At 70.4% G+C, this 18785-nt stretch carries 18 protein-coding genes; 1 reads left to right on the forward strand and 17 read right to left on the reverse strand.

Going from position 1 to position 18785, the window contains the following annotated elements; all coding sequences use genetic code 11:
• Nucleotides 1-19: 19 nt before the first annotated feature.
• The 13 genes from AC07PV_RS17125 to AC07PV_RS17185 all read right to left on the reverse strand — a co-directional run bounded on the left by AC07PV_RS17125 (nucleotide 20) and on the right by AC07PV_RS17185 (nucleotide 14535).
• Nucleotides 20-1315 (reverse strand): efflux RND transporter periplasmic adaptor subunit, encoded by a 1296-nt coding sequence (locus tag AC07PV_RS17125; RefSeq protein WP_494630866.1) that lies wholly within the window; start codon nucleotides 1313-1315, stop codon nucleotides 20-22.
• A complete protein-coding gene (locus AC07PV_RS17130) occupies nucleotides 1315-1947 on the reverse strand; it encodes a hypothetical protein (protein WP_255593409.1) in 633 nt (210 codons plus the stop codon). Before AC07PV_RS17130 ends, AC07PV_RS17125 begins: the two co-directional genes overlap by 1 nt.
• Before the next feature lie 160 nt (nucleotides 1948-2107).
• Nucleotides 2108-2470 carry a DUF3325 domain-containing protein gene (locus AC07PV_RS17135; RefSeq protein WP_494630867.1) on the reverse strand — a complete coding sequence of 121 codons (363 nt, stop codon included), beginning with the start codon at nucleotides 2468-2470 and terminating at the stop codon, nucleotides 2108-2110.
• The gene (locus AC07PV_RS17140; RefSeq protein WP_218339727.1) at nucleotides 2467-2778 is read right to left on the reverse strand and encodes a DUF3649 domain-containing protein; all 312 of its coding nucleotides are present in this window, start codon (nucleotides 2776-2778) and stop codon (nucleotides 2467-2469) included. The genes AC07PV_RS17135 and AC07PV_RS17140 overlap by 4 nt, the downstream gene beginning before the upstream one ends.
• A 6-nt stretch (nucleotides 2779-2784) precedes the next feature.
• On the reverse strand, nucleotides 2785-3435 hold the full coding sequence (locus AC07PV_RS17145) for a nickel uptake transporter family protein (RefSeq protein WP_494630868.1): 651 nt from the start codon (nucleotides 3433-3435) through the stop codon (nucleotides 2785-2787).
• A 62-nt stretch (nucleotides 3436-3497) separates the two neighbouring features.
• On the reverse strand, nucleotides 3498-5120 hold the full coding sequence (locus tag AC07PV_RS17150) for a PepSY-associated TM helix domain-containing protein (RefSeq protein ID WP_494630869.1): 1623 nt from the start codon (nucleotides 5118-5120) through the stop codon (nucleotides 3498-3500).
• 157 nt (nucleotides 5121-5277) lie between these two features.
• The gene (locus tag AC07PV_RS17155; protein WP_494601828.1) at nucleotides 5278-7734 is read right to left on the reverse strand and encodes a TonB-dependent siderophore receptor; all 2457 of its coding nucleotides are present in this window, start codon (nucleotides 7732-7734) and stop codon (nucleotides 5278-5280) included.
• Between the two features lie 231 nt (nucleotides 7735-7965).
• Nucleotides 7966-9036 carry a FecR family protein gene (locus AC07PV_RS17160; RefSeq protein ID WP_255591041.1) on the reverse strand — a complete coding sequence of 357 codons (1071 nt, stop codon included), beginning with the start codon at nucleotides 9034-9036 and terminating at the stop codon, nucleotides 7966-7968.
• Nucleotides 9033-9545 carry an RNA polymerase sigma factor gene (locus AC07PV_RS17165; protein ID WP_218339731.1) on the reverse strand — a complete coding sequence of 171 codons (513 nt, stop codon included), beginning with the start codon at nucleotides 9543-9545 and terminating at the stop codon, nucleotides 9033-9035. Before AC07PV_RS17165 ends, AC07PV_RS17160 begins: the two co-directional genes overlap by 4 nt.
• A 143-nt stretch (nucleotides 9546-9688) precedes the next feature.
• Nucleotides 9689-11488 carry a feruloyl-CoA synthase gene (locus AC07PV_RS17170; RefSeq protein WP_218339732.1) on the reverse strand — a complete coding sequence of 600 codons (1800 nt, stop codon included), beginning with the start codon at nucleotides 11486-11488 and terminating at the stop codon, nucleotides 9689-9691.
• Nucleotides 11489-11547: 59 nt separating this feature from the next.
• Nucleotides 11548-12498 (reverse strand): 3-hydroxyacyl-CoA dehydrogenase NAD-binding domain-containing protein, encoded by a 951-nt coding sequence (locus AC07PV_RS17175; protein ID WP_494601825.1) that lies wholly within the window; start codon nucleotides 12496-12498, stop codon nucleotides 11548-11550.
• 55 nt (nucleotides 12499-12553) lie between these two features.
• Complete coding sequence (locus tag AC07PV_RS17180) at nucleotides 12554-13546, reverse strand: Bug family tripartite tricarboxylate transporter substrate binding protein (RefSeq protein WP_369643796.1); 993 nt, start codon at nucleotides 13544-13546, stop codon at nucleotides 12554-12556.
• Between the two features lie 68 nt (nucleotides 13547-13614).
• Nucleotides 13615-14535: a beta-keto acid cleavage family enzyme gene (locus AC07PV_RS17185; RefSeq protein ID WP_369643362.1), complete on the reverse strand. Its 921-nt coding sequence runs from the start codon at nucleotides 14533-14535 to the stop codon at nucleotides 13615-13617.
• A gap of 133 nt (nucleotides 14536-14668) precedes the next feature.
• Between AC07PV_RS17185 and AC07PV_RS17190 the strand changes: the two genes are divergently transcribed.
• Entirely contained in the window at nucleotides 14669-15361 is a 693-nt protein-coding gene (locus tag AC07PV_RS17190) for a Crp/Fnr family transcriptional regulator (protein WP_218296124.1), read from the forward strand.
• A 13-nt stretch (nucleotides 15362-15374) separates the two neighbouring features.
• On the opposite strand, the gene AC07PV_RS17195 is transcribed toward AC07PV_RS17190, so the two are convergent.
• The 4 genes from AC07PV_RS17195 to AC07PV_RS17210 all read right to left on the reverse strand — a co-directional run bounded on the left by AC07PV_RS17195 (nucleotide 15375) and on the right by AC07PV_RS17210 (nucleotide 18753).
• Complete coding sequence (locus tag AC07PV_RS17195) at nucleotides 15375-16076, reverse strand: ABC transporter ATP-binding protein (protein WP_369643363.1); 702 nt, start codon at nucleotides 16074-16076, stop codon at nucleotides 15375-15377.
• Nucleotides 16077-16109: 33 nt separating this feature from the next.
• Entirely contained in the window at nucleotides 16110-16862 is a 753-nt protein-coding gene (locus AC07PV_RS17200; protein WP_492253877.1) for an ABC transporter ATP-binding protein, read from the reverse strand.
• A complete protein-coding gene (locus AC07PV_RS17205) occupies nucleotides 16859-17812 on the reverse strand; it encodes a branched-chain amino acid ABC transporter permease (protein ID WP_218339937.1) in 954 nt (317 codons plus the stop codon). The genes AC07PV_RS17200 and AC07PV_RS17205 overlap by 4 nt, the downstream gene beginning before the upstream one ends.
• Before the next feature lie 68 nt (nucleotides 17813-17880).
• Entirely contained in the window at nucleotides 17881-18753 is an 873-nt protein-coding gene (locus AC07PV_RS17210; RefSeq protein ID WP_218339737.1) for a branched-chain amino acid ABC transporter permease, read from the reverse strand.
• Nucleotides 18754-18785 lie beyond the last annotated feature (32 nt).

The following is an 18785-nucleotide window of genomic DNA, read 5'->3' on the forward strand; positions in this document are numbered from 1 at the left end:
TGGATGCCGGTGCCTGCGGTCACAGCTTGAACCTTTGCGGGCCGCTGCGCGCGGGGCGCTCGCCGGTGACCAGCTGCTCGCCCTCCTGCAGGCCCGAGCGCACCTCGGCCAGGTGGCGGCTTTTCACGGCGACGACAACGGCGCGCTGCTCCACCACGCCATCGGCGCGCAGCACGCGGGCGCTGTGGGTGGCTGCGGCGGCCTTCTCGCCAGGGCCGGCACCAGCGCTGTCACCGTCGCCCTCCGCATCAGCTGCCTTGCCACCAGCCGCCTTGCCGCCGGCCGGGCTGGCAGGGCTTGCCAGTGCCGACAGCGGCACGGCGATCACGCCCTGCGCCTGCGCGGTGACGAAGCTCGTCTGCGCGGTCATCTGCGGCATCAGCTCGCCGTCGGCGTTGTCCACATCAAACAGCACGGTGTACGACACGGCCTTGCTCGCGGCGGCCTGCGCGTTGGCGCCGCCCGCGGCCTTGGCCTCGGGCGTGGGCGGCGCGGGCAGCACCTGGCGCACGGTGCTGCGCCAGCGGCGCGCGGCGGCGTCGGCCTGCCCGCCCAGCGTGGTGAAGTACACCGGCAGGCCGGCCCGCACGCGGCGGATGTCGGCCTCGGAGACTTCGGTCCACACCGTCATGGTCGACAGGTCGGCCACGCGCAGGATATTGGGCGTCTGGTAGGTGGCGTTCAGGGTCTGGCCCTCGCGCGCTTCCAGCGCCACCACGGTGCCGGCCATGGGCGCGTAGATGCGGGTGTAACCCAGGCGCGCCTCATCGGCCTTCAGGCTCGCCTGGGTCTGGTCGATCTGCGCCTTGAGGTGGTCGATGCGCGCCGCCGCCGATGCCAGCGCGGCCTCGGCCGTCTGCAAATCTTCGAGGCGCGTGGCGCCTTCGCGCTCCATCTGCTGCTGGCGCGCCTGCTGCTGCTGGGCCAGGCGGTGCTGGGCCTGCTGCTCGGCCAGCTGCGCCCGCAGGCCGGCGAGTGCGGCGCGCGCGCCGTCCACCGTGGCCTGCTGCACGCTGGGGTCTATCTCCACCAGCAACTGGCCCTTCTTGACCTCGGTGCCGGGCTGCACGTGCAGGCGCGTTATCTGCCCCGACACCTGCGCGCCCACGTCCACATAGCGGCGCGGCTGCAGCGTGCCGATGGCGCTGACCGTGGCCTCGATGTCGCCGCGCGCCACGGGCACGGTGTCGTAGACCATGGCGGGCTGCCGCGTCCACCACCAGGCGCCGGCGGCGATGGCACCCGCCAGCACCACCAGGGCGCCCACGCTCAGGGTTGTGCGTGCGGTGCGTGTATGGGGTGGGGTCGGGGCCATCAGCGGGGCACCTCGAAGCTGAGCGTGGCGGTGTGGCGCACGTCGTCGTATTTCTTGCCGTCCACGGTGACGGAGCCGTTGACCTTGGCGCTCACCTCCAGCACGTAGAGGCCGGGGAACGGCGTCTCCAGTTGCACAGTGCCGTCGGCCGCCGGGGCCAGCGTGCGGCGCCAGCCGGCGCTGGTGTCCACGTTCACCTGCGACGCTGCCACGGTCTGCCCCTTCCACACCAGCTTGAAGGTGTTGCCGCCGGGCGTGGTGGGCACCAGCTCCAGGTCGTTGGTGGCGCGGGTCTCGCTGCGGCCGGCGCGGGCCTGGTAGTAGGTGACCGCGCCGTGGCCGGTGACGTGCAAGGTGCTCAGGCGCAGATCGTCCCCGCCCGGTGCGGTGATGTCGATGTGGCCGGCCTGCGGCGCCACGGGCAGGTCCTTGCCGTCGGCCAGGTAGGCGCGTGGGGCCTGGAGGGGCGGCAGCGCCGCGCTGCGGCGGGGCAGCTCGCCGGCGTAGGCGCGGGCCTGGGCCCCGTCGCGCTGCAGCCACACGTAGTCGGCATGGGCGTGGCCTGCCCAGGCGCAGGCGGCCAGCGCAAGGATGGCACCGGCGGCGGAAGGTGAGGCAAAGAGTGAAGACATGGCTGGGTCGAAAAACGAAGATGAAAAAAACGCAGGCCGCCAACGGCGCAGGCTGCAGGGCCGCGCACTGCACCTACTGCCTATGACCAACGAGACGGAAAAAAGCGCACGCTGTTCGGGACTTTTTTGCCAACGCCCCCCAAAGCGGCGGCGCCGGTGCCTACAGCCCGGCAGCGGACCCCACAAGGCACACGCCCGCCACCAGCACCGTGGCCGCCGACACCCGCACCGCCAGGTGCGGCGCGTAGGTCAGCAGCACACCCACCAGCAGGCCGCCCGCCGTGAGAAGGCCGCACCAGGCGGTCAGCCCCACGGTGGCGCCCCAGGCCCCGATGCAGGCGGCCAGGGACAGCGCCAGCAGCAGGCTGCCCGCCCAGCGCAGCACCCGGCGCCGTGTGCGCGGCACCTCGGCGCGGCCGGTGACCTGTTCGTGGTGGCGGTCCATGGCCAGCGCCAGGCCCGCCATGCCGCTGAACGACAGCGTGAGCGCGGCCAGCGGTGCCGCCCAGAGCGTCGCCGTCATGCGCCCGCCTTCAGCGCCCAGAGCGCAGCGGCCAGCACGGCCGACGGCACGGCGATCCCGGCCCAGGCGCGCAGCGCGCTGCGTGCGCTGAAGGCCCAGATCACCGCCGCCGCATACACCGCAAAGCTGAGCAGGGTGGCCGTGAGCAGCGCGCTGGCGCGGCTGGTGTCCGACACGCGGGGCAGCCCCACGGCCAGCACCGCGGTGAACAGCGACGCCAGCGCATAGCCGCCCAGGGCCGCCGCCAGGGCGCGGCTGGCCACCATGCAGCGGTAGCGCGCGGCAGAGCCTGCGTGTGCGGTGGCCATGGCGGCTTACTGCGCGACGAAGGTCAGCGTGGTGGTGTAGCCCAGCTTGGCCACCTTCTGGCCGGCAATGACCACATCGCCCACGGCAGGTGCCTCGTGGGTGCTGACGAGCACGTAGCGGCCCTTGCCGTTGACCGGCACGTCGACGCGGCCGGACGCATCGGTCTTGAAGCCCTTGGTCCACTTGTCGGGCGTGATCACCGTGACGGTCTTGTTCGCCACGGGCTGGCCCTTGAACACCAGCGTGAAGGTGTTGCCACCCGCCGTGACGGGCACCAGTTCGTAGTCGAGCACGGCCTGCGTCTCGCTGCGGCCGGCGCGCGCGTTGAACACGGCGGCCTGGAAGCTGCCGTCCTTGGCCTTCCAGGGCTTCCAGACCTGGTCGTTGGACAGGCGCACGTCGCCGGCAGCGGCCACGTCCGCCTCCAGGAATTCCTCCTTGGCGGTGAGTTTGGCGGTTTGCCGGCGGTCGGTGGTGAAGACCTGGGTGGTGGCGGCCAGCTTGGCCACTTCGGCGCCCTTGTCGTGCTCGCTGTCGGCATCGCCCACGTACACACGCACCGGGCCGGTGGCATCACGCTCCAGCCACAGCTGGTGGGCAGTGGCGGACAGGGCGATGCCGGACAGGGCGACGGCGAGCAGGTTTTTCTTGAACATGGAGACTCCTTTGAAAATCGAGAAGAAGAAAGAAAAAAACGGGAAAGAAGCACTGCGGCGCGCTAGAGGGCGGCACCGGCGACCACGGCACCACGGGCGCGCGCGGGCGCCACCGCAGCGCGCTGCCGGCGGTGCACGCGGCGGGCCGCGACCGCAAGGCAGGCGCCCAGCGCCAGCATGGTCAGGTCGAACCCGGCCAGCACCCAGTCGCCCGCAGGCAGGGTGACGCCCAGGTGGCGGTCGGAGGTCAGTGCGTTGAGCAGGGGCAGCAGCGCGAAGGCGGCGGCGGCCAGCCACAGCGATTCGAGCCACGCGCGCAGCGGCGTGCGCAAGGCCGGGTACAGCAGCAGCACGCCCCAGGTGATGAAGAGCACGTGTGCCTCCCACTCGCGGCGGGTGGCGAAGTCCGCCGGGATCAGGCGGTTGGCCCAGAAGTACGCGGCCACGGCCACGGGCAGGCCGGCCACGGTGCCGATGTTCAGGCACTCCACCAGCCGAAAGCCGAACTCGGGCTTGCCGCCCGCCTTGGCTCGCTTGTCCTGTTGGGCGCGGCGCTTGGCCGTCCAGAGCACGAGGCCGGTGGCGATCATCGCGCAGCCCAAGAGGCCACTCGCAAAGTACAGCCAGCGCAGCACGGGCCCTGCAAAGCGGCCTTCGTGCAGGGCCAGCAGGACGTCTTGCGTCTCGCGGGCCGCGCCGTCCTCGGCCTTGGGCGGCAGGGCCTCGCCCGTGCGGGCATGAAAGCGCAGCCGGTCGCTGCCGGCAATCTGCCCGCCCGCCACGCGCACCAGCTGCACATCGGCATCGGCGCGCCCGGGCTGCTGCACACCCACGCGCGCCACCTGGCCCGCGCCCCACTGCGCCTCGGCCCGGGCCACCAGCGGCGCCAAAGCGGTGAGCGGCTGCGCGGAAACAGTGGCATCCACAGCGGCCGGTCGCTGCAGCAGGTCGTCGTAGAACACCTGCGCGTTCCCCGCATAGTGGCTGGCCGCCAGGCCCGCCGGCATGTACTGGAACAGGAAGAACACCAGCCCGCTGTACGTGATCATCAGAAAGAACGGCAGCGCCGTCACGCTGATGATGTTGTGCGCGTCCAGCCACGAGCGCTGCCCCTTGCCCGGCCGGAAGGTGAAGAAGTCCACGAAGATCTTCTTGTGCGTGATGACCCCTGTCACCACGGCCATGAGCATCAGCATGGTGCACACGCCCACCAGGCGGATCGCCACGTCGTACGGCACGTAGTGCAGCATGTAGTGCATGCGGTACAGCAGGTGGCCGCCGCCGGTCTTGCGCACCACGGGCTCGGCGGCTGCCTGGCCCGTGGCGGGGTCGAGCGTTCGGCGCACGAAGCGGCCGCGCGCGCCGGGCTTGCCGTCTGCGGGCGGCTCGCGCCAGCTCACGCTCAGTGCGCTGCTGCCGCGCTGGCCGGGCAGCTGCACCGACCAGTCCTGCGACGGCTGCGGCGCGTTGGCCTGCAGGTAGGCTTGCGCCAGCGCCACCGCCCGGTGCGGGTCCACCGTCGCGGGATCGGTCGCCAGGGGCAGCTCGGGGCGCATCCACCGGTCGATCTCATACGCAAAGTAGCCGACCGTGCCCGTCACGAACACGAAGAACAGCACCCAGCCCACCACCAGCCCGACCCAGGTGTGCAGCCAGGCCATGCACTGGCGAAAGCCCTCTTTCATGGCAGATCACTCCGGTTGCAGAGATGCGATGGCATGCACCACTCCCTGCCGGTAAAACTGGCGCAACACAGGCCAGGGCTCCCGCGCAAGGGCCGGCCCGCCGCGCTGGGAGCGTCCCCCTTCCAGGGGGCAGGCGCAAAGCGACTCAGGGGGTGCATCAGAACCGCACGTCCACCGCCACCTGCAGGCTGCGCGGCGCGCCGTAGTACGAGTTGCCGACCGAGGTGTAGTACACCTTGTCGAGGGCGTTGCGCAGGTTGGCCGTGACGGCCACCGTGTCGGTGATGGCGTAGCGCACCATGAGGTCGACCACCGCATACGCCGGCTGCGTGAAGCGCACCCGCGCGGCGCCCTGGTTGTCGCGGTAGATCTGGTTTTGCCAGCGCAGGCCGCCGCCCACGGTCAGGCCCTTGCCGATGCCCGCGATGCGGTAGCTGGTGAACAGCTTGGCCGTGTTCTGCGGCACGTCGGTGAGCAGGCGTGTGCGCAGGCGGTCCTGTGTGAGGTTGCGCGAGAAGCCCGCCGCGACCTGCCAGCCCGGGCGCACCTCGCCCGTGGCCTCGACCTCGAAGCCGCGCGTGCTGGTGCCCGAGACGGCCTCGTACGCCTGGCTGCCGTCCGGCGCGAACACGTTGGGAATGGCCACGCCCAGGTTGTCCTGCCGCGCCTTGTAGATGGCGCCCGAGACGTTGAGGCGGTCGTTCAGGAACGCGCCCTTCACGCCCAGCTCGAAGCTGTCGCCCGTCTGCGGGTCCATGTAGTCGCCGTTGGCCAGGCGCAGGCTTTGCGGCGTGAAGATGGTGGTGAAGCTGGTATAGGCCGACCAGTTGCGGTCGATGTCGTAGACCAGGCCCAGGTACGGGGTCACCTCGCCGCTTTCGTAGCGGTTGTTGGCGGTGGTGGCGCCGGTGGAAAAGCGGGTGCTGGTCTGCGCGCGGCTCCAGTCCACCACGCGCGCGCCGGCCAGCACGGCCAGCGCGTCCGTGGGCTTGAAGCGCACGGTGGCATAGGCGCTGTTCAGGCGTTCGTCCGAGGTGTTGCGGCCGATGCTGGGGTTGGGCGGCGCGGCGGGCGAAGTGCCGTCCCAGGTGAAGATGTTGCCGATGGCACTGCTCCAGCCCGCGTGCGTCCAGTTGGTGTACGACGGCGCGTCGTAGCTGGTGCGCGACATCTGCGCACCGAAGGCCACGTCGTGCTTGCGCCCCAGCAGGTCGAAGCGGCCCGTGGTCTGCACGTCCAGGCTGTCCTGGCGCGGCGTGGCGCTCCAGCGGCCCGCCCACAGCGTGACACCCGCGCCCGTCGCGCGCACCGGCGCGCCGCCGCTGGCGTAGCCGATCAGCTCGTCGTAGAAGTTGTTGGTGCGGGTGGCCGTGGCCCTGACCTTCCAGTCGTCGCTGAAGCGGTGCTCCAGCGCCGCGAACACCGAGGTGTAGTGGCGCTTGGAATACGCCCAGGGCGGCGCGGCCGAAGCCGAGCGGCTCCACTGCGTGCGCGTGCCGTCGGAGTAGTAGGCCGGCAAGCCGCCGCGCGCGTGGCCCGTGGCGTCGTGGTGCTGCACCGACGCGCCGGCGAACAGCTGCGTCTGCGCCGTGAGGTCGGCCTCGACCGCGCCGTAGAGCAGCTTCTTGCGCTCTTTCAGGCGGTCGATGTAGGAGTCGTTGTCCTGCGCGGCGGCCACCAGGCGGCCCCGCACGCTGCCCGACGCGTTGATGGGCCCGGCGATGTCCGCCTCGGTCCGCACATGGTTCCACGAGCCCGCCTCGGCCCGCACCGAGGCCTGGAAGTCGGCGGTGGGCCGCTTGCGGATCATGTTGATCGCCGCGCCCGGCGTGCCGATGCCGTTCATCAGGCCCGAGGCGCCGCGCACCACTTCCACGCGGTCGAACATCGCCATGTCGTTGGTCTGGAAGATGCTCGAATAGTTGGAGTCCGTCTGGCGGACGCCGTCGATCATGTAGGTATTGACAGAGAAGCCGCGCGAGTAGATGGGCGAGGTGTCCGAGCCCTGGTTGCCGCTCTGGCTGAAGACCAGCCCGGGCGTCTGCGCGACCACGTCGGACAGCTGCGTCAGCCCCTGGTCTTCCATGCGCTGGCGCGTGATGACGCTGACCGACTGGGGCGTCTCGCGCAGCGACAGGCCCAGCGGCGTGGACGTGCCCGCCTGGCGCGTGGTGTAGGAGCCGCTGTGCTCGGTGAGCGCGCTGGGCTCGGCCTGGGCCTGCACCCGCACTTCGGCCAGGCTGGTCTCGCCCGCTGCACCCGCAGCACCAGATGACGCCGCCGCGGGCGGCCTGCGCACCACGATGCTGGTGCCTTCGATCACGCCCACCAGGCCCGAGCCCGCGAGCAGCCGGTCCAGCGCCTCGCGCACCGTGAGCGACCCGTTCACGGCCTGGGCCGAGCGCCCCGCCACCAGCGCGGGCTGGACCATGAGCTCCATGCGTGACTGGCGCGCCAGATCGTTGAGCGCCTGGGCCAGTGGCTGCGCGGCAATGCTGAGCGCCACGGCGGGCTGCCCGGCGGCGGGCGCCACCTGGGCGCTGGCGCCCATGGCCGCCAGGCTGAGTGCGACGGCCAGGGCCAGCGGGGCGGGCCGGAATCGGGTGCGGGGCATGTGAGAGATCTCCCTGGAAACGGATGTTGGAATGGATTTTTGAATAAGACGCCTTCTCATGTAGACGCAGGCCGAAGCCATCCCCCTAGGTCGGTGGGCCAAGTTTTTTGAAAAAAAGATGCGGGGCCCTGTGCAGGGCAGGCGGGGCGCGCGGGGCCCACAGGCGCGCAGACCCATCCGCCGGCGGCGGACGGCCAGCAACGGCCTGCTGCCGGCCGCTACCGGGGGTGGCTACTGAGGCTGAGGGTGGGGAGCAGCCACGATCTCGGTGACCGCGCCGTGCGCGCGCAGTTGCACAGGCAGCACACTGGGCAGGGACCGGGTGAAGTTATCGAGCCGCCGCGGGTCGAACGTGCCGGTCAGGCGCAGCGCGCCCACGCCGGGGTCGCGCACCACCAGCTGCGTGGAGCCGTACCGGGCGAACTCGGCCAGCGCCTGCGACAAAGGCGTGTCGTCGAAGCTCACCCGCCCATCGCGCCAGGGTGCAATGCCCGCAGCGGGCACGGCGGCGATGGCGGTCAGGCGGCCATCCGCAGCGCTGCTCACCTGCTGGCCTGCGGTCAACTCCACCACCTCGGGCCCTGCGTCGGCAGCGCGGGCCACGCGCACGCGGCCCTCTTCCACCGCCACGCGCACACCGGCGTCGCCCGGCACGCCGGGCGTGTAGCGCACCGAAAACCGGGTGCCCACCACCGAGATGCGCAGGGACCCCGCCAGCACGTCGAACGGCCGCGCGGCATCGCCCTGCACCTTGAACACGGCCTGGCCTTCGGGCAGTACCACCTCGCGGCGCTGGCGGCGAAAGGTGACGTCCAGGCGGGTGTTCGTGTCCAGGCGCACGGTGCTGCCGTCGGGCAGGTGCACCTCGGACTGCTGGCCCAGGCCGGTCGCGAGGGCCTGCTCATACACGGGCTGCTGCTGCCAGTGGTGGTAGCCCATGGCAGTGGCGGCAGCCACCAGGCAGACCGATGCGACCGTGGCGGCGCCCTGCCCCCAACCCCAGCTCCAACTCCAACCTCGCGCGCGTGGGCGGTCCGGTGCGCCGGCACGATCCTTGTCCTGCAGCAAGCCGGCCCGCAGGTGCCGGACTGCCGTTGCGGGCAGTGCATCGAGCGCACGCCACTCCTGCTGCCAGCGCGCCAGCGCCGCCGCATGCCGCGGGTCGGCGTCGCGCCACGAATGCAGGGCCTGCAGCGTGGCGGCGTCCGGTGCGCCCTGGCTGCGCACGAGCCAGTCCAAGGCCTCACCGTCGATGTGGTCGTTGGCTTCGTCCGGCATTGGCATGGGGGGCTGCGCATTCATGGCTGGTCCTCCCCCTGCGCGGTGGCGCGGCACGCGCGGCAGGCCACCATGGCGCGCTGGATGTGCTGCTCCACCATCTTGCACGAGATGCCCATCTGCGCGGCCACCTCGGCCTGCGACAGCCCGTCGAACTTGTGCAGGATGAACGCCTCGCGGCAACGCAGCGGCAGCGATTCGATGGTGGCGATCATCGAAGCCACACCTTGCGCGGAGATGAAAGCAGCCTCGGGTTCGCACACGGCGGGCGCGGGCAGGTCGCTAACGTCGGGCAGGCTGTCGTCGGCATCGGTGTGCAGCGTGCCCCGCGCCACATGGCGGCGGTGCTGGTCAATGAGCAGGTTGCGCGCGGTGCGGTACAGCAGCGCGCGGGGCTGGGCGACGGCGTCGCCGCTGCGCTGCAGCGCCAGCACGCGCGCGTAGGCCTCGTGCACCAGGTCTGCCGCCGAGTCGCGGCTGCGCACCATGCGGGCAAAGTAGTTCAGCAGTTCTTGGTAATAGTGGGCAACCACGGCGCACGCAGCCTGACAAAAGACGGCCCGAACGCGGCAGGTTCGGGACCGGGATGGCTGAGGGCGCAGTGGGGACAGGCCCGTGGCTAATAAGAATGATTCTCATATTGTAAAGACTTGAACCTGCCCTGGTTCGTAAAGCCCTAGGCGGTGATGACCTGCTCGTCCATGGGGCTGGCCTGCAGCCGCGCCACATCGGCGGCCCGGCGCGTCAGCACCGCGCCCTGGTTGATGTAGCCCTTGTCGGTGATCTCGCCGCTGTCCGCATCGGGCGGCTGCGCCAGCACCAGGGCGCGTGTGGGGCACTGCGATGAGCCCGCGCCAGCGTCGCGCCGGGCCCGTATCACGCCCTGCAGGGCGGCGGTGAGCTTCGCGGGGTCGGCCGCGCCCGCTGCCGACGGGAACACCAGCATGCCCACTTCGTCGTGGTTGTGGCCGGTGAGCACGATGTCCTGCACCAGCGGCGCGAGCTGCGAGATCAGCTCCACGCGCAGCGTGCCCACCGACACCCAGCTGCCGCTGGAGAGCTTGAAGTCCTCGGCCACGCGCCCGTTGAAGACCACGCCACGCTCGGGCCGCTCGGGGTCCACCAGGTAGCCGGCGTCGCCGATGCGGTAGAAGCCCTCGCTGTCGAACGCGGCCGCCGTCTCGGCCGGTGCGTTGCGGTAGCCCGGAAAGACCGACACGCCCTTGACCCGCATCTCGAGCTTGCTGCCATTGGGCACGAGCTTGAGCGCCAGCCCGGGCAGCGGCGCGCCGATGCAGCCGGCCTTGTCCAGCCGCCAGTGCGCGCTGGTGACGGCGGGCGACGTCTCGGTGGAGCCCCAGGACGTAGTCAGCCACAGCGGCTGCGCGGGTCGCACGCGCAGGGCCAGCGCTTCGAGCCGCTGCCAGGTGGACGGCGCGAGCGCCGCAGCCGCATAGAACGCCAGCCGCATGCGCGACAGGACCTCGGCGGCCATCTGCTCGTCCGCCTCGAGGAAGGGCAGCAGCATGTCAAAGCCGCGCGGCACGTTGAACAGCATCGTGGGCTTCACGTCGCGCAGGTTGCGCACCGTTTTCTCGATGAGCCCGGGCACGGGCCGCCCTTCGTCGATGTAGAGCGTGCCGCCGTGGCACAGCACCATGTTCAGGTTGTGGTTGCCGCCGAAGGTGTGGCTCCAGGGCAGCCAGTCCACCAGCACCGGTTTTTCGCGGGTCAGGAAGGGCCAGGTCTGGGCCATCATCTGCTGGTTGGCGCAGAGCATGCGGTGGGTGTTGATGACCACCTTGGGCCGCCCGGTGGAGCCCGACGTCAGCAGGTACTTGGCGTGGCCATCGGGCGCGATGGCGTCGAACGCCTGGCGGACGGCCGGCGTCTCCACCCCCTGCAGCAGCCGCGCAAAGGGCAGCGCGCCCGACACCTCGTCGGCGTGGCGGCTGAACACCTGCAGCGCGTCCGATGCGTACCCCGCCAGGGCCGGCGCGTACGCCCGGGCGTCGGACGCGTAGACCAGCGACGGCCCGAGGGCCGCGAGCATGCTGTGCAGCCGCGCCGGGTCCCTGGAGCGCGCGTAGGCGCTGGACAGCGAGCACGAGGCCAGGCCCACATGCATGGCCGCGAGCATGAGCACCGCATGGTCCACCGCGTTGTCCGACAGGATCGCCACGGGGCGGTCGGCCGGCAGCTTCAGGTCCAGCAGCGACTGCGCCAAGGCGCCCACGGCACGGCGCAACTCGCCGTACGTCAGGCGGCGCCAGTGCTCGCCCTCGTCATCGCGCTCGGCCAGGGCCGGCGCGTCGGGCGTCTCGCGCGACCAGTGCTCCAGCCACTCGCCGATGCAGCGCGCATAGTCGCCCAGCGGCACGGGGGACTGCAGCGTGATCGAGCCGTCGTCCGCACGGGTCTGGGTGGTCAATGCCAGCGCGATCTGGGTGTCGTCGTCAAGGAATCCGGGGTGCATGGCGTGGTGTCTCTCTCTCGGTGTCGTGGTGAGGCTGGTGATGGGGAGCGCCGGGCCCATCAGGTCGGCGTGTCCAGCCCGGGGGATGCGCTCTTGGCACGCAGCAGGCCGATGAGCAGGGCATCGCGCACCTGCGCCAGCTCTGCCTGGGTGCGCCCGCCGAGCGCCTGGTCCACGCCCTCGACCACGCGGCGCTGCAGTTCGGGCGTCATGCGCGGCGCGCCCAGGTCGTCCCACCAGCCTTCGATGGGGCCGCCCAGGTGGGCCAGCAGATGGGCCATGCCGCCGTCGCCGCCGGACAGGTGCAGGTTCATGAAAGGCCCCATCAGCGCCCACCGCAGGCCGGGGCCCTGGGCGATGGCGGTGTCGATGTCGGCCACGCTGGCCACGCCTTCATTCACCAGGTGGAACGCCTCGCGCCACAGTGCGGCCTGCAGGCGGTTGGCGATGTGGCCCTGGATCTCGCGACGCACATGGATGGGGCGCTTGCCGATGGCGGTGTAGAAGGCCATCGCGGCGGCGATGGCCTCGGGCGACGTCTTCTCGCCGCCGCCCACCTCGACCAGCGGGATCATGTGCGGCGGGTTGAACGGGTGCCCGAGCACGATGCGTTCCGGCCGGGCGCACCGGGCCTGCATGGCCGACACCGACAGGCCCGACGAGCTGGACGCCACGATGGCGTGCGCCGGCGCGGCCGCGTCGATGCGGCGCATCAGGTCGGCCTTGAAGTCCACCCGCTCCGGCCCGTTCTCCTGCACGAAGTCCGCCTGCGCCAGCGCATCTTCCAGCCGCGGGTGAAAGCGCAGCCGCTCCAGGCTGGCATCGGGTGCCAGACCCTGCTGCTCCAGAGCGGGCCAGTGCCGGGCCACCGCATCGCGCAGCCGCTGCTCGGCGCCCTCCGCGGGGTCGGTCGCATCCACATCCAGCCCCTGCGCCAGAAAGTAGGCAGCCCAACTGGCGCCGATGACGCCGGTGGCCACCACGGCCACGCGCTTCACTGTCGAATCCATCGAAGATTTTCCTTGTCGTTGTTGCGCAGCGAGCCAGGGGAGAGTCAAGACCTGTTCAAGACTCTGCCGTGAACCCGATCTTCTTGACCAGCGGGCCCCAGCGCTCGAACTCCGCCTGCTGGGATGCCGCCATCTCGGCCTGCGTCGACCCCTTGGCGATCAGGCCCACGACGGCCAGGCTGTCGATCACGGCCTTTTCCTTGATGGCCTGGTTGATGGCCGCATTGGCGGCGGCCACCACGCTGGCCGGCGTGCGGGCGGGGGCATAGAAACCGAACCATTCCTCCGTCGTGAGCTCGGGGAAGCCCTGCTCTGCAAAGGTCGCCACTTCGGGAGAGAACGGCGAGCGTGCCTGGCCGGACGTGGCGATCAGCCGCAGCTTGCCCGCCTTGTGGTTGGGGATGAAGTCGCCGCTCGGGGTGACCATGGATGCGATCTGTCCGCCCACCACATCCGTCACACCGGGGATGGAGCCGCGGTATGGCACGTGCTTGAGGTCGACACCGTTGTTCAGCCCCAGCAGCGCGCCGATGAAGTGCGGCGTGGAGCCTGCAGCGGGCGAACCGTAGTTGGCCTGGCCCGGGTTGGCCTTGGCCCACGCCAGGTAGTCCTTCACGGTCTTGACCGAGGCCGGCACCAGGGGGCCCACGGCCAGGCCATGGTGCATGACCGCGCCGATGGACACGGGCACGAAGTCCTTCACCGGGTCGTAGCTGAGCTTGCTGTAGATGTGCGGGTAGATCGACGTGCACGAAAACGGCGAGAGCGTGAGCACGCTGCCATCCGCGGGCGCGCCCTTGAGCGACTCCAGCGCGATGCGGCCCCCCGCGCCGGGCTTGTTCTCCACCACGGCCGGATTGCGTGTGTAGGCCGAGCCCGCCAGCTTCTCGCCCACGCGCCGCGCGACGCTGTCGCCCGCGCTGCCGGCCGGAAAGCCGTAGAAAATCTTCACCTGCTCGATCGTCTGCGCCAGGGCGCTCCAGGGCGCCAGGGCCCCGAGCGCGGTGGCTGCGCCCACATGGTGCATGAATTGGCGGCGTGTTGGCATCATCATTTCTTGTCTCCTTTTTCTTTCTGGTTGCATGAACAGGGCTGTGGCGGAACGTATGCAGTGGCTCAGTGCGGCGCGAACTCGGGGCGGGGGCCGCCCACGCGCGGCAGGCCCATCAGCGCGCGGGCCTCGGCGGGCGTGGCGGGCTCCATGTCCAGCTCGCGGATCACGCGCACGATGCGCTCGGTGAGCTGCACGTTGGTGGCCAGCTCGCCGTGGCGAAAGTACAGGTTGTCCTCCAGCCCCACGCGCGCATGGCCGCCCAGCAGCAGCGCCGCGACATTGGCTTCGAGCTGCGAGGGGCCGATGCCGCTCACGCAGAACAGGCTGTTTTTGGGCAGCGTGTCCACCATCATCTGCAGGTGGCGCGGCGAGTACGGCATGGCGTTCTGGAAGGCGCGGTGCACGTTCATCACCAGGTTGATGAAATGCGGGCCGTCGTCGTGCCCCTCTTCGATGAGGGTGGTGGTGTCCTGCAGGATGTGGGTGGGGCTGAAGACCTCCCACTCGGGCTTGATGCCGCGCGCCTTCATGCCGGCGGCCAGCTCGCGGCCGCGGCTGAGCGGTGTGTCCATCAGGATCTCGCGGCCGTCGAAGCTCAGGTTGAGCGTGGTGGCATCCAGCGTGCACATCTCGGCGCCTGCGTCCATGCCCTTGATGCGCTCTTCCCAGGCGATCTCCCAGCGGTTGCCGGGCAGCGGCTTGACCATGTCGCCGTGCACGCCGCCGCCGGTGGAGTTGTTGATGACGATGTCGCAGCCCTTGGCGCGGATGCGGGTGTTGATGTCGCGGTAGATGTCGGCGTTGCAGGTGGCGCCGTCATCGGGCCTGCGCGCGTGGATGGCCACCACGCTGGCCCCGGCGTTCCAGCAGCGCTGCACGTCGTCGGCGATCTCGGCCGGCTGGGTGGGCAGGTGCGGGTTCTGAGACTTGTGCGCCATGCCCCCCGTGGGGGCGATGGTGACGATGACTTTGCGCTTTGTCATGGCGTGGACTGGTGGAAAATGCTAGTGCACGCATTATTTTTTTGGGCGCTTGCATACTCAGTCATTGCGATGACATTTGGACTCAGGGTATACGAGGAACCGTGCGGCCCTGCCCGTTGGAGAACGCTTCACCATGCTGGTCAAAAAGGCGCCGCCCACGGTGGCCGACCTCCTCGCCGACTCGGCCTGGTTCCCGGTGCTGGACGCCCCGGCCCAGCAGCGCGTGCTCGATGAACTGCGCGAAGTGGATGTGCCGCAAGGCAGCGCGCTGTGCCGGCGCGGCGACGTGCCCCGGCACTGGTACGGCGCGATCGAAGGTCTGCTCAAGTGGACGGTCACGTCCGACAACGGCCGCTCCGTCACGCTGGGCGGGCTGTCGGCGGGCAGCTGGTTTGGCGAGGGTACGCTGCTGCGCGGCGTGGCGCGCACGGCAGACATCATTGCGCTGCGCCCCAGCCGGGTGGCGCTGCTGCCGGTGGAGACCTTCGAATGGCTGCACGCCACACAGCGCAGCTTCGACCACTTCCTGCTGCGCCAGATCAACGAGCGCATGCACTGGTTTCTGGGCAACTTCACGGCCCACCACCTCATGGACACCGACAGCCAGGTGGCACGCGCGCTGGCCGGGCTGTTCCACCCTTTTCTGCACCCCGGCAGCGACCCGCACCTGCAGGTCTCGCAGGAGGAGATCGCCAACCTGTCGGGCGTGTCGCGCCAGCGCTGCAACGCCGCCCTGAAGCGCCTGGAGGCCGAGGGCGTGCTGCAGATCGAATACGGCGGCATCACCGTGGTGGACCTCGGCAGCCTGCGCCGGCGGCTCGACTAGCCGTCCGCGCGCATCACACGCCCAGCAGCTGCTCCAGCGCCGCGGGCGCTGCCCGCAGGTCGGCCGACGGCGCGGCCAGCACGATGCGGCCCTTCTCCATCACCAGGGCCTGGTCGGTGTGCGAGAGCACCCGCCGCCAGTCGCGGTCCACGATCAGCGTGGCGATGCCGGTGGCCCGGATCTCGGAGATCACGCGCCAGATCTCGGTCACGATGAGCGGGGCCAGGCCCTCGGTGGCTTCGTCCAGGATCAACAGGCGCGGGTTGGTCATCAGCGCGCGGCCGATGGACAGCATCTGCTGCTCGCCGCCGGACAGTTGCTGCCCGCCGTGCGAGAGCCGCTCCGACAACCGAGGGAAGGTGGCCATCACGCGGTCGAAGGTCCAGGCGCGGCTGCCGTCCAGGCCCGCCCGCTGGCTCATGACCAGGTTCTCGCGCACCGACAGGTTGGGGAAGATGCCGCGCCCCTCGGGCACGTAGCCAATGCCCAGGCGCGCCATCTTTTCGGGGGGCCAGCCGGTGACGGTGCGGCCGTCCATCTGCACCTGGCCTTCGGGCGGGCGCAGGTAGCCCATCAGGGAGCGGATGAGCGTGGTCTTGCCCATGCCGTTGCGCCCCAGCAGGCCCACCGACGTGGCGGCGGGCACCTGCGCATCCACGCCGCGCAGCACATGGCTGTCGCCATAGCGGGCGTGCAGCCCGACCACATTCAGCATGGTGCGTTCCTTGTCAGGGGGGTGGTCATCACATCAATGCCCTTCTCCGAGGTAGGCGGTGCGCACCTCGGGGTTGTTGCGGATCTCTGCCGGGCCGCCGCTGGCGATGACCGTGCCGTTGACCATGACGGTGATGCGGTCGGCGATGCGGAACACGGCGTCCATGTCGTGCTCGACCAACAGGATGGCGTGGTGCGGTTTCAGGTCGGCCAGCAGCGCCAGCATGCGCTCGGTCTCCTCCGCGCCCATGCCGGCAAGCGGCTCGTCCAGCAGCAGCACGCGCGGCCGGGTGGCGATGCACATGGCCACCTCGAGCTGGCGCTTGGCGCCGTGGCTCAGCGCACCGGCGGTGCGCCGTGCGTCTGCCGCAAGCCCGGCCGCCTGCAGCGCCGCCGCGGCGGTGGCATTGCTGTCGGCGCAGTGGCGCGCCGCCTGCCACAAGGCCCAGGGCCGGGGCGTGGCGGCCTGCGCGGCCAGGCGGCAGTTCTCGTGCACGGTGAACTCCGGGAAGATCGTGGTGCGCTGGTAGCTGCGCCCGACGCCCGCCAGCGCGCGGCGCGCCTGCGACTGGCGGGTGATGTCCTGCCCGCCCAGGGTGATGCGCCCCTCGGACGCTTCGATCTCGCCCGACAGCATGTTGATCAGGGTGGACTTGCCCGCGCCGTTGGTGCCGATGACCGCGTGGACCTCGCCTTGGCGCAGGTCGAGCGTGACGGCATTCACCGCCACCAGGCCACCGAACCGGCGCGTGAGCCCTTGCACGGACAGCAGGGGTTGAGCGCTCATGCCTTTCCGCCCTTTCCGATGGGTTGTCCCAAACGCTGCGCCAGGCCCATAAGCCCCTGCGGCAGCACCGCGACGAACACGATGATGGTCAGGCCCAGGGTGAGCTGCCAGTGGTCTGCCAACGGCCCCATGAGGGCGTGGGTGGACAGCAGCTCCTTGAGCAGCGTGAACACCACCGCCCCGATCACCGCGCCGCGCAGATGCCCCATGCCCCCGAGGATGACCATGAGCAGCACGTCGCCCGAGGTGTGCCAGGACAGCAGCTCCGGGTTCACCACGCCATCGCGCACGGCCAGCAGGGAGCCCGCGAGCCCCGCCAGCGCCCCTGCCATCACGAAGGCCGCCAGCTTGTAGCCATAGGTGGCGAACCCCGCGGCGCGCATGCGCTGCTCGTTCACCCGGATGCCCGCCAGCGCCGCCCCGAAGCGCGATCTGCGCACCAGCGCCAGCAGGCCGTAGGTGCCCGCCAATGCCGCCAGCACCAGGTAAAAAAGAGCGTGGCGCGACTCCAGGCTGAGGCCGCCAAGCGTGGGCCGCACGTCCAGGTAGATGCCGTCGCTGCCGCCGCCCACCTTGGTGTCGTGGAACACGAAGAACGCCATCTGCGCAAAGGCCAGGGTGACCATGATGAAGTACACCCCGCGGGTGCGCAGGCTCAGGGCGCCCACGCACAGCGCGTACAGCGCAGCCGCCCCCATGGCGCCCAGCATCAGCACGATGAGGTTGCCGCCCTCCGCCCCCGAGCCCAGCACGGTGGCATAGGCGCCGATGCCGTAGAAGGCCGCATGCCCCAGGCTCACCAGCCCCGTCATGCCCACCAGCAGTTCCAGGCTGAGCGCGAAGATCGACAGGATCATGACCTTGACCAGCAGGTCGGCCCAGTAGGGGCCCAGCAGCGGCCCGGCGATGGCGGCGGCCATGGCCACGGCGGCGGGCAGCAGTGCGCGCATGCGCCAGCCGCCGCGCGGCGCAGTGGCGGTGTCAGCAGGCGCGGCGGCGGTGGTGGGGTGCACGGCGCTCATGCCTTGCGCCCCATCAGGCCTTCCGGCCGCCAGATCAGGATGCCCGCCATCAGCAGGTACACGCCCATGCCGCTGATCTCCGCGAAGAACACCTTGCCGAAGGTATCGACAAACCCCACCAGCAGCGACGCCACCAGCGCCCCGGTGATGGAGCCGATGCCCCCGATGACCACCACCACGAAGCAGATGATGAGCACGCTGGCGCCCATGTTGGGGTACACCGAGGACATGGGCGCGGCGATCATCCCGGCCAGCGCCGCCAGCGCCACGCCCGCCGCGAAGACGATGCGGTACAGCCGCCGGATGTCGATGCCCAGGCCGCGCACCATGTCGCGGTTGCTGGCGCCAGCGCGCACCATCATGCCCAGGCGGGTGCGGTTGACCACCCAGTACAGCCCCACGGCCAGCACGATGCAGGCCGCCGACGCGAAAAGGCGGTACCACGGGTAGCTCATGAGTTCGCCCAGCGCGAAGCTGCCATCGAGCCACGCAGGCGCCTTGACGCCGTGCACGTCGTTGCCCACCAGCAGCGAGCGCAGTTCCTCGAACACGAGGATGAGCCCGTAGGTCATCAGCACCTGCTGCAGGTGGTCGCGCTGGTACAGGTAGCTGAAGAACGCCCACTCCAGCAGGTAGCCCAGCACCGCCGCCAGCGCGATGCCCGCGAGCAGCATGACGAGGAACTGGTCGCCGAACAGCGGCGACAGCGCGAACGCCATGTAGGCGCCGATCATGTAGAAGCTGCCGTGCGCGAGATTGATCACGCCCATGATGCCGAAGATCAGCGTCAGCCCGGATGCCACCAGAAACAGCAGCAGCCCGTACTGGACCGAGTTCAGGCACTGGACCAGGAAGGTGCCGATGTCCATGGAAGGTGTGTCCTGTGTTGACGGAGACGGTC

The sequence above is a fragment of the Acidovorax sp. GW821-FHT09A11 genome (assembly GCF_059418365.1).

Coding starts and splice junctions, on each gene's coding strand:
- AC07PV_RS17125 (WP_494630866.1), bottom strand. CDS start 1,315: ATGGCCCCGACCCCACCCCATACACGCACCGCACGCACAACCCTGAGC.
- AC07PV_RS17130 (WP_255593409.1), bottom strand. CDS start 1,947: ATGTCTTCACTCTTTGCCTCACCTTCCGCCGCCGGTGCCATCCTTGCG.
- AC07PV_RS17135 (WP_494630867.1), bottom strand. CDS start 2,470: ATGACGGCGACGCTCTGGGCGGCACCGCTGGCCGCGCTCACGCTGTCG.
- AC07PV_RS17140 (WP_218339727.1), bottom strand. CDS start 2,778: ATGGCCACCGCACACGCAGGCTCTGCCGCGCGCTACCGCTGCATGGTG.
- AC07PV_RS17145 (WP_494630868.1), bottom strand. CDS start 3,435: ATGTTCAAGAAAAACCTGCTCGCCGTCGCCCTGTCCGGCATCGCCCTG.
- AC07PV_RS17150 (WP_494630869.1), bottom strand. CDS start 5,120: ATGAAAGAGGGCTTTCGCCAGTGCATGGCCTGGCTGCACACCTGGGTC.
- AC07PV_RS17155 (WP_494601828.1), bottom strand. CDS start 7,734: ATGCCCCGCACCCGATTCCGGCCCGCCCCGCTGGCCCTGGCCGTCGCA.
- AC07PV_RS17160 (WP_255591041.1), bottom strand. CDS start 9,036: ATGAATGCGCAGCCCCCCATGCCAATGCCGGACGAAGCCAACGACCAC.
- AC07PV_RS17170 (WP_218339732.1), bottom strand. CDS start 11,488: ATGCACCCCGGATTCCTTGACGACGACACCCAGATCGCGCTGGCATTG.
- AC07PV_RS17175 (WP_494601825.1), bottom strand. CDS start 12,498: ATGGATTCGACAGTGAAGCGCGTGGCCGTGGTGGCCACCGGCGTCATC.
- AC07PV_RS17180 (WP_369643796.1), bottom strand. CDS start 13,546: ATGCCAACACGCCGCCAATTCATGCACCATGTGGGCGCAGCCACCGCG.
- AC07PV_RS17185 (WP_369643362.1), bottom strand. CDS start 14,535: ATGACAAAGCGCAAAGTCATCGTCACCATCGCCCCCACGGGGGGCATG.
- AC07PV_RS17190 (WP_218296124.1), top strand. CDS start 14,669: ATGCTGGTCAAAAAGGCGCCGCCCACGGTGGCCGACCTCCTCGCCGAC.
- AC07PV_RS17195 (WP_369643363.1), bottom strand. CDS start 16,076: ATGCTGAATGTGGTCGGGCTGCACGCCCGCTATGGCGACAGCCATGTG.
- AC07PV_RS17200 (WP_492253877.1), bottom strand. CDS start 16,862: ATGAGCGCTCAACCCCTGCTGTCCGTGCAAGGGCTCACGCGCCGGTTC.
- AC07PV_RS17205 (WP_218339937.1), bottom strand. CDS start 17,812: ATGCGCGCACTGCTGCCCGCCGCCGTGGCCATGGCCGCCGCCATCGCC.
- AC07PV_RS17210 (WP_218339737.1), bottom strand. CDS start 18,753: ATGGACATCGGCACCTTCCTGGTCCAGTGCCTGAACTCGGTCCAGTAC.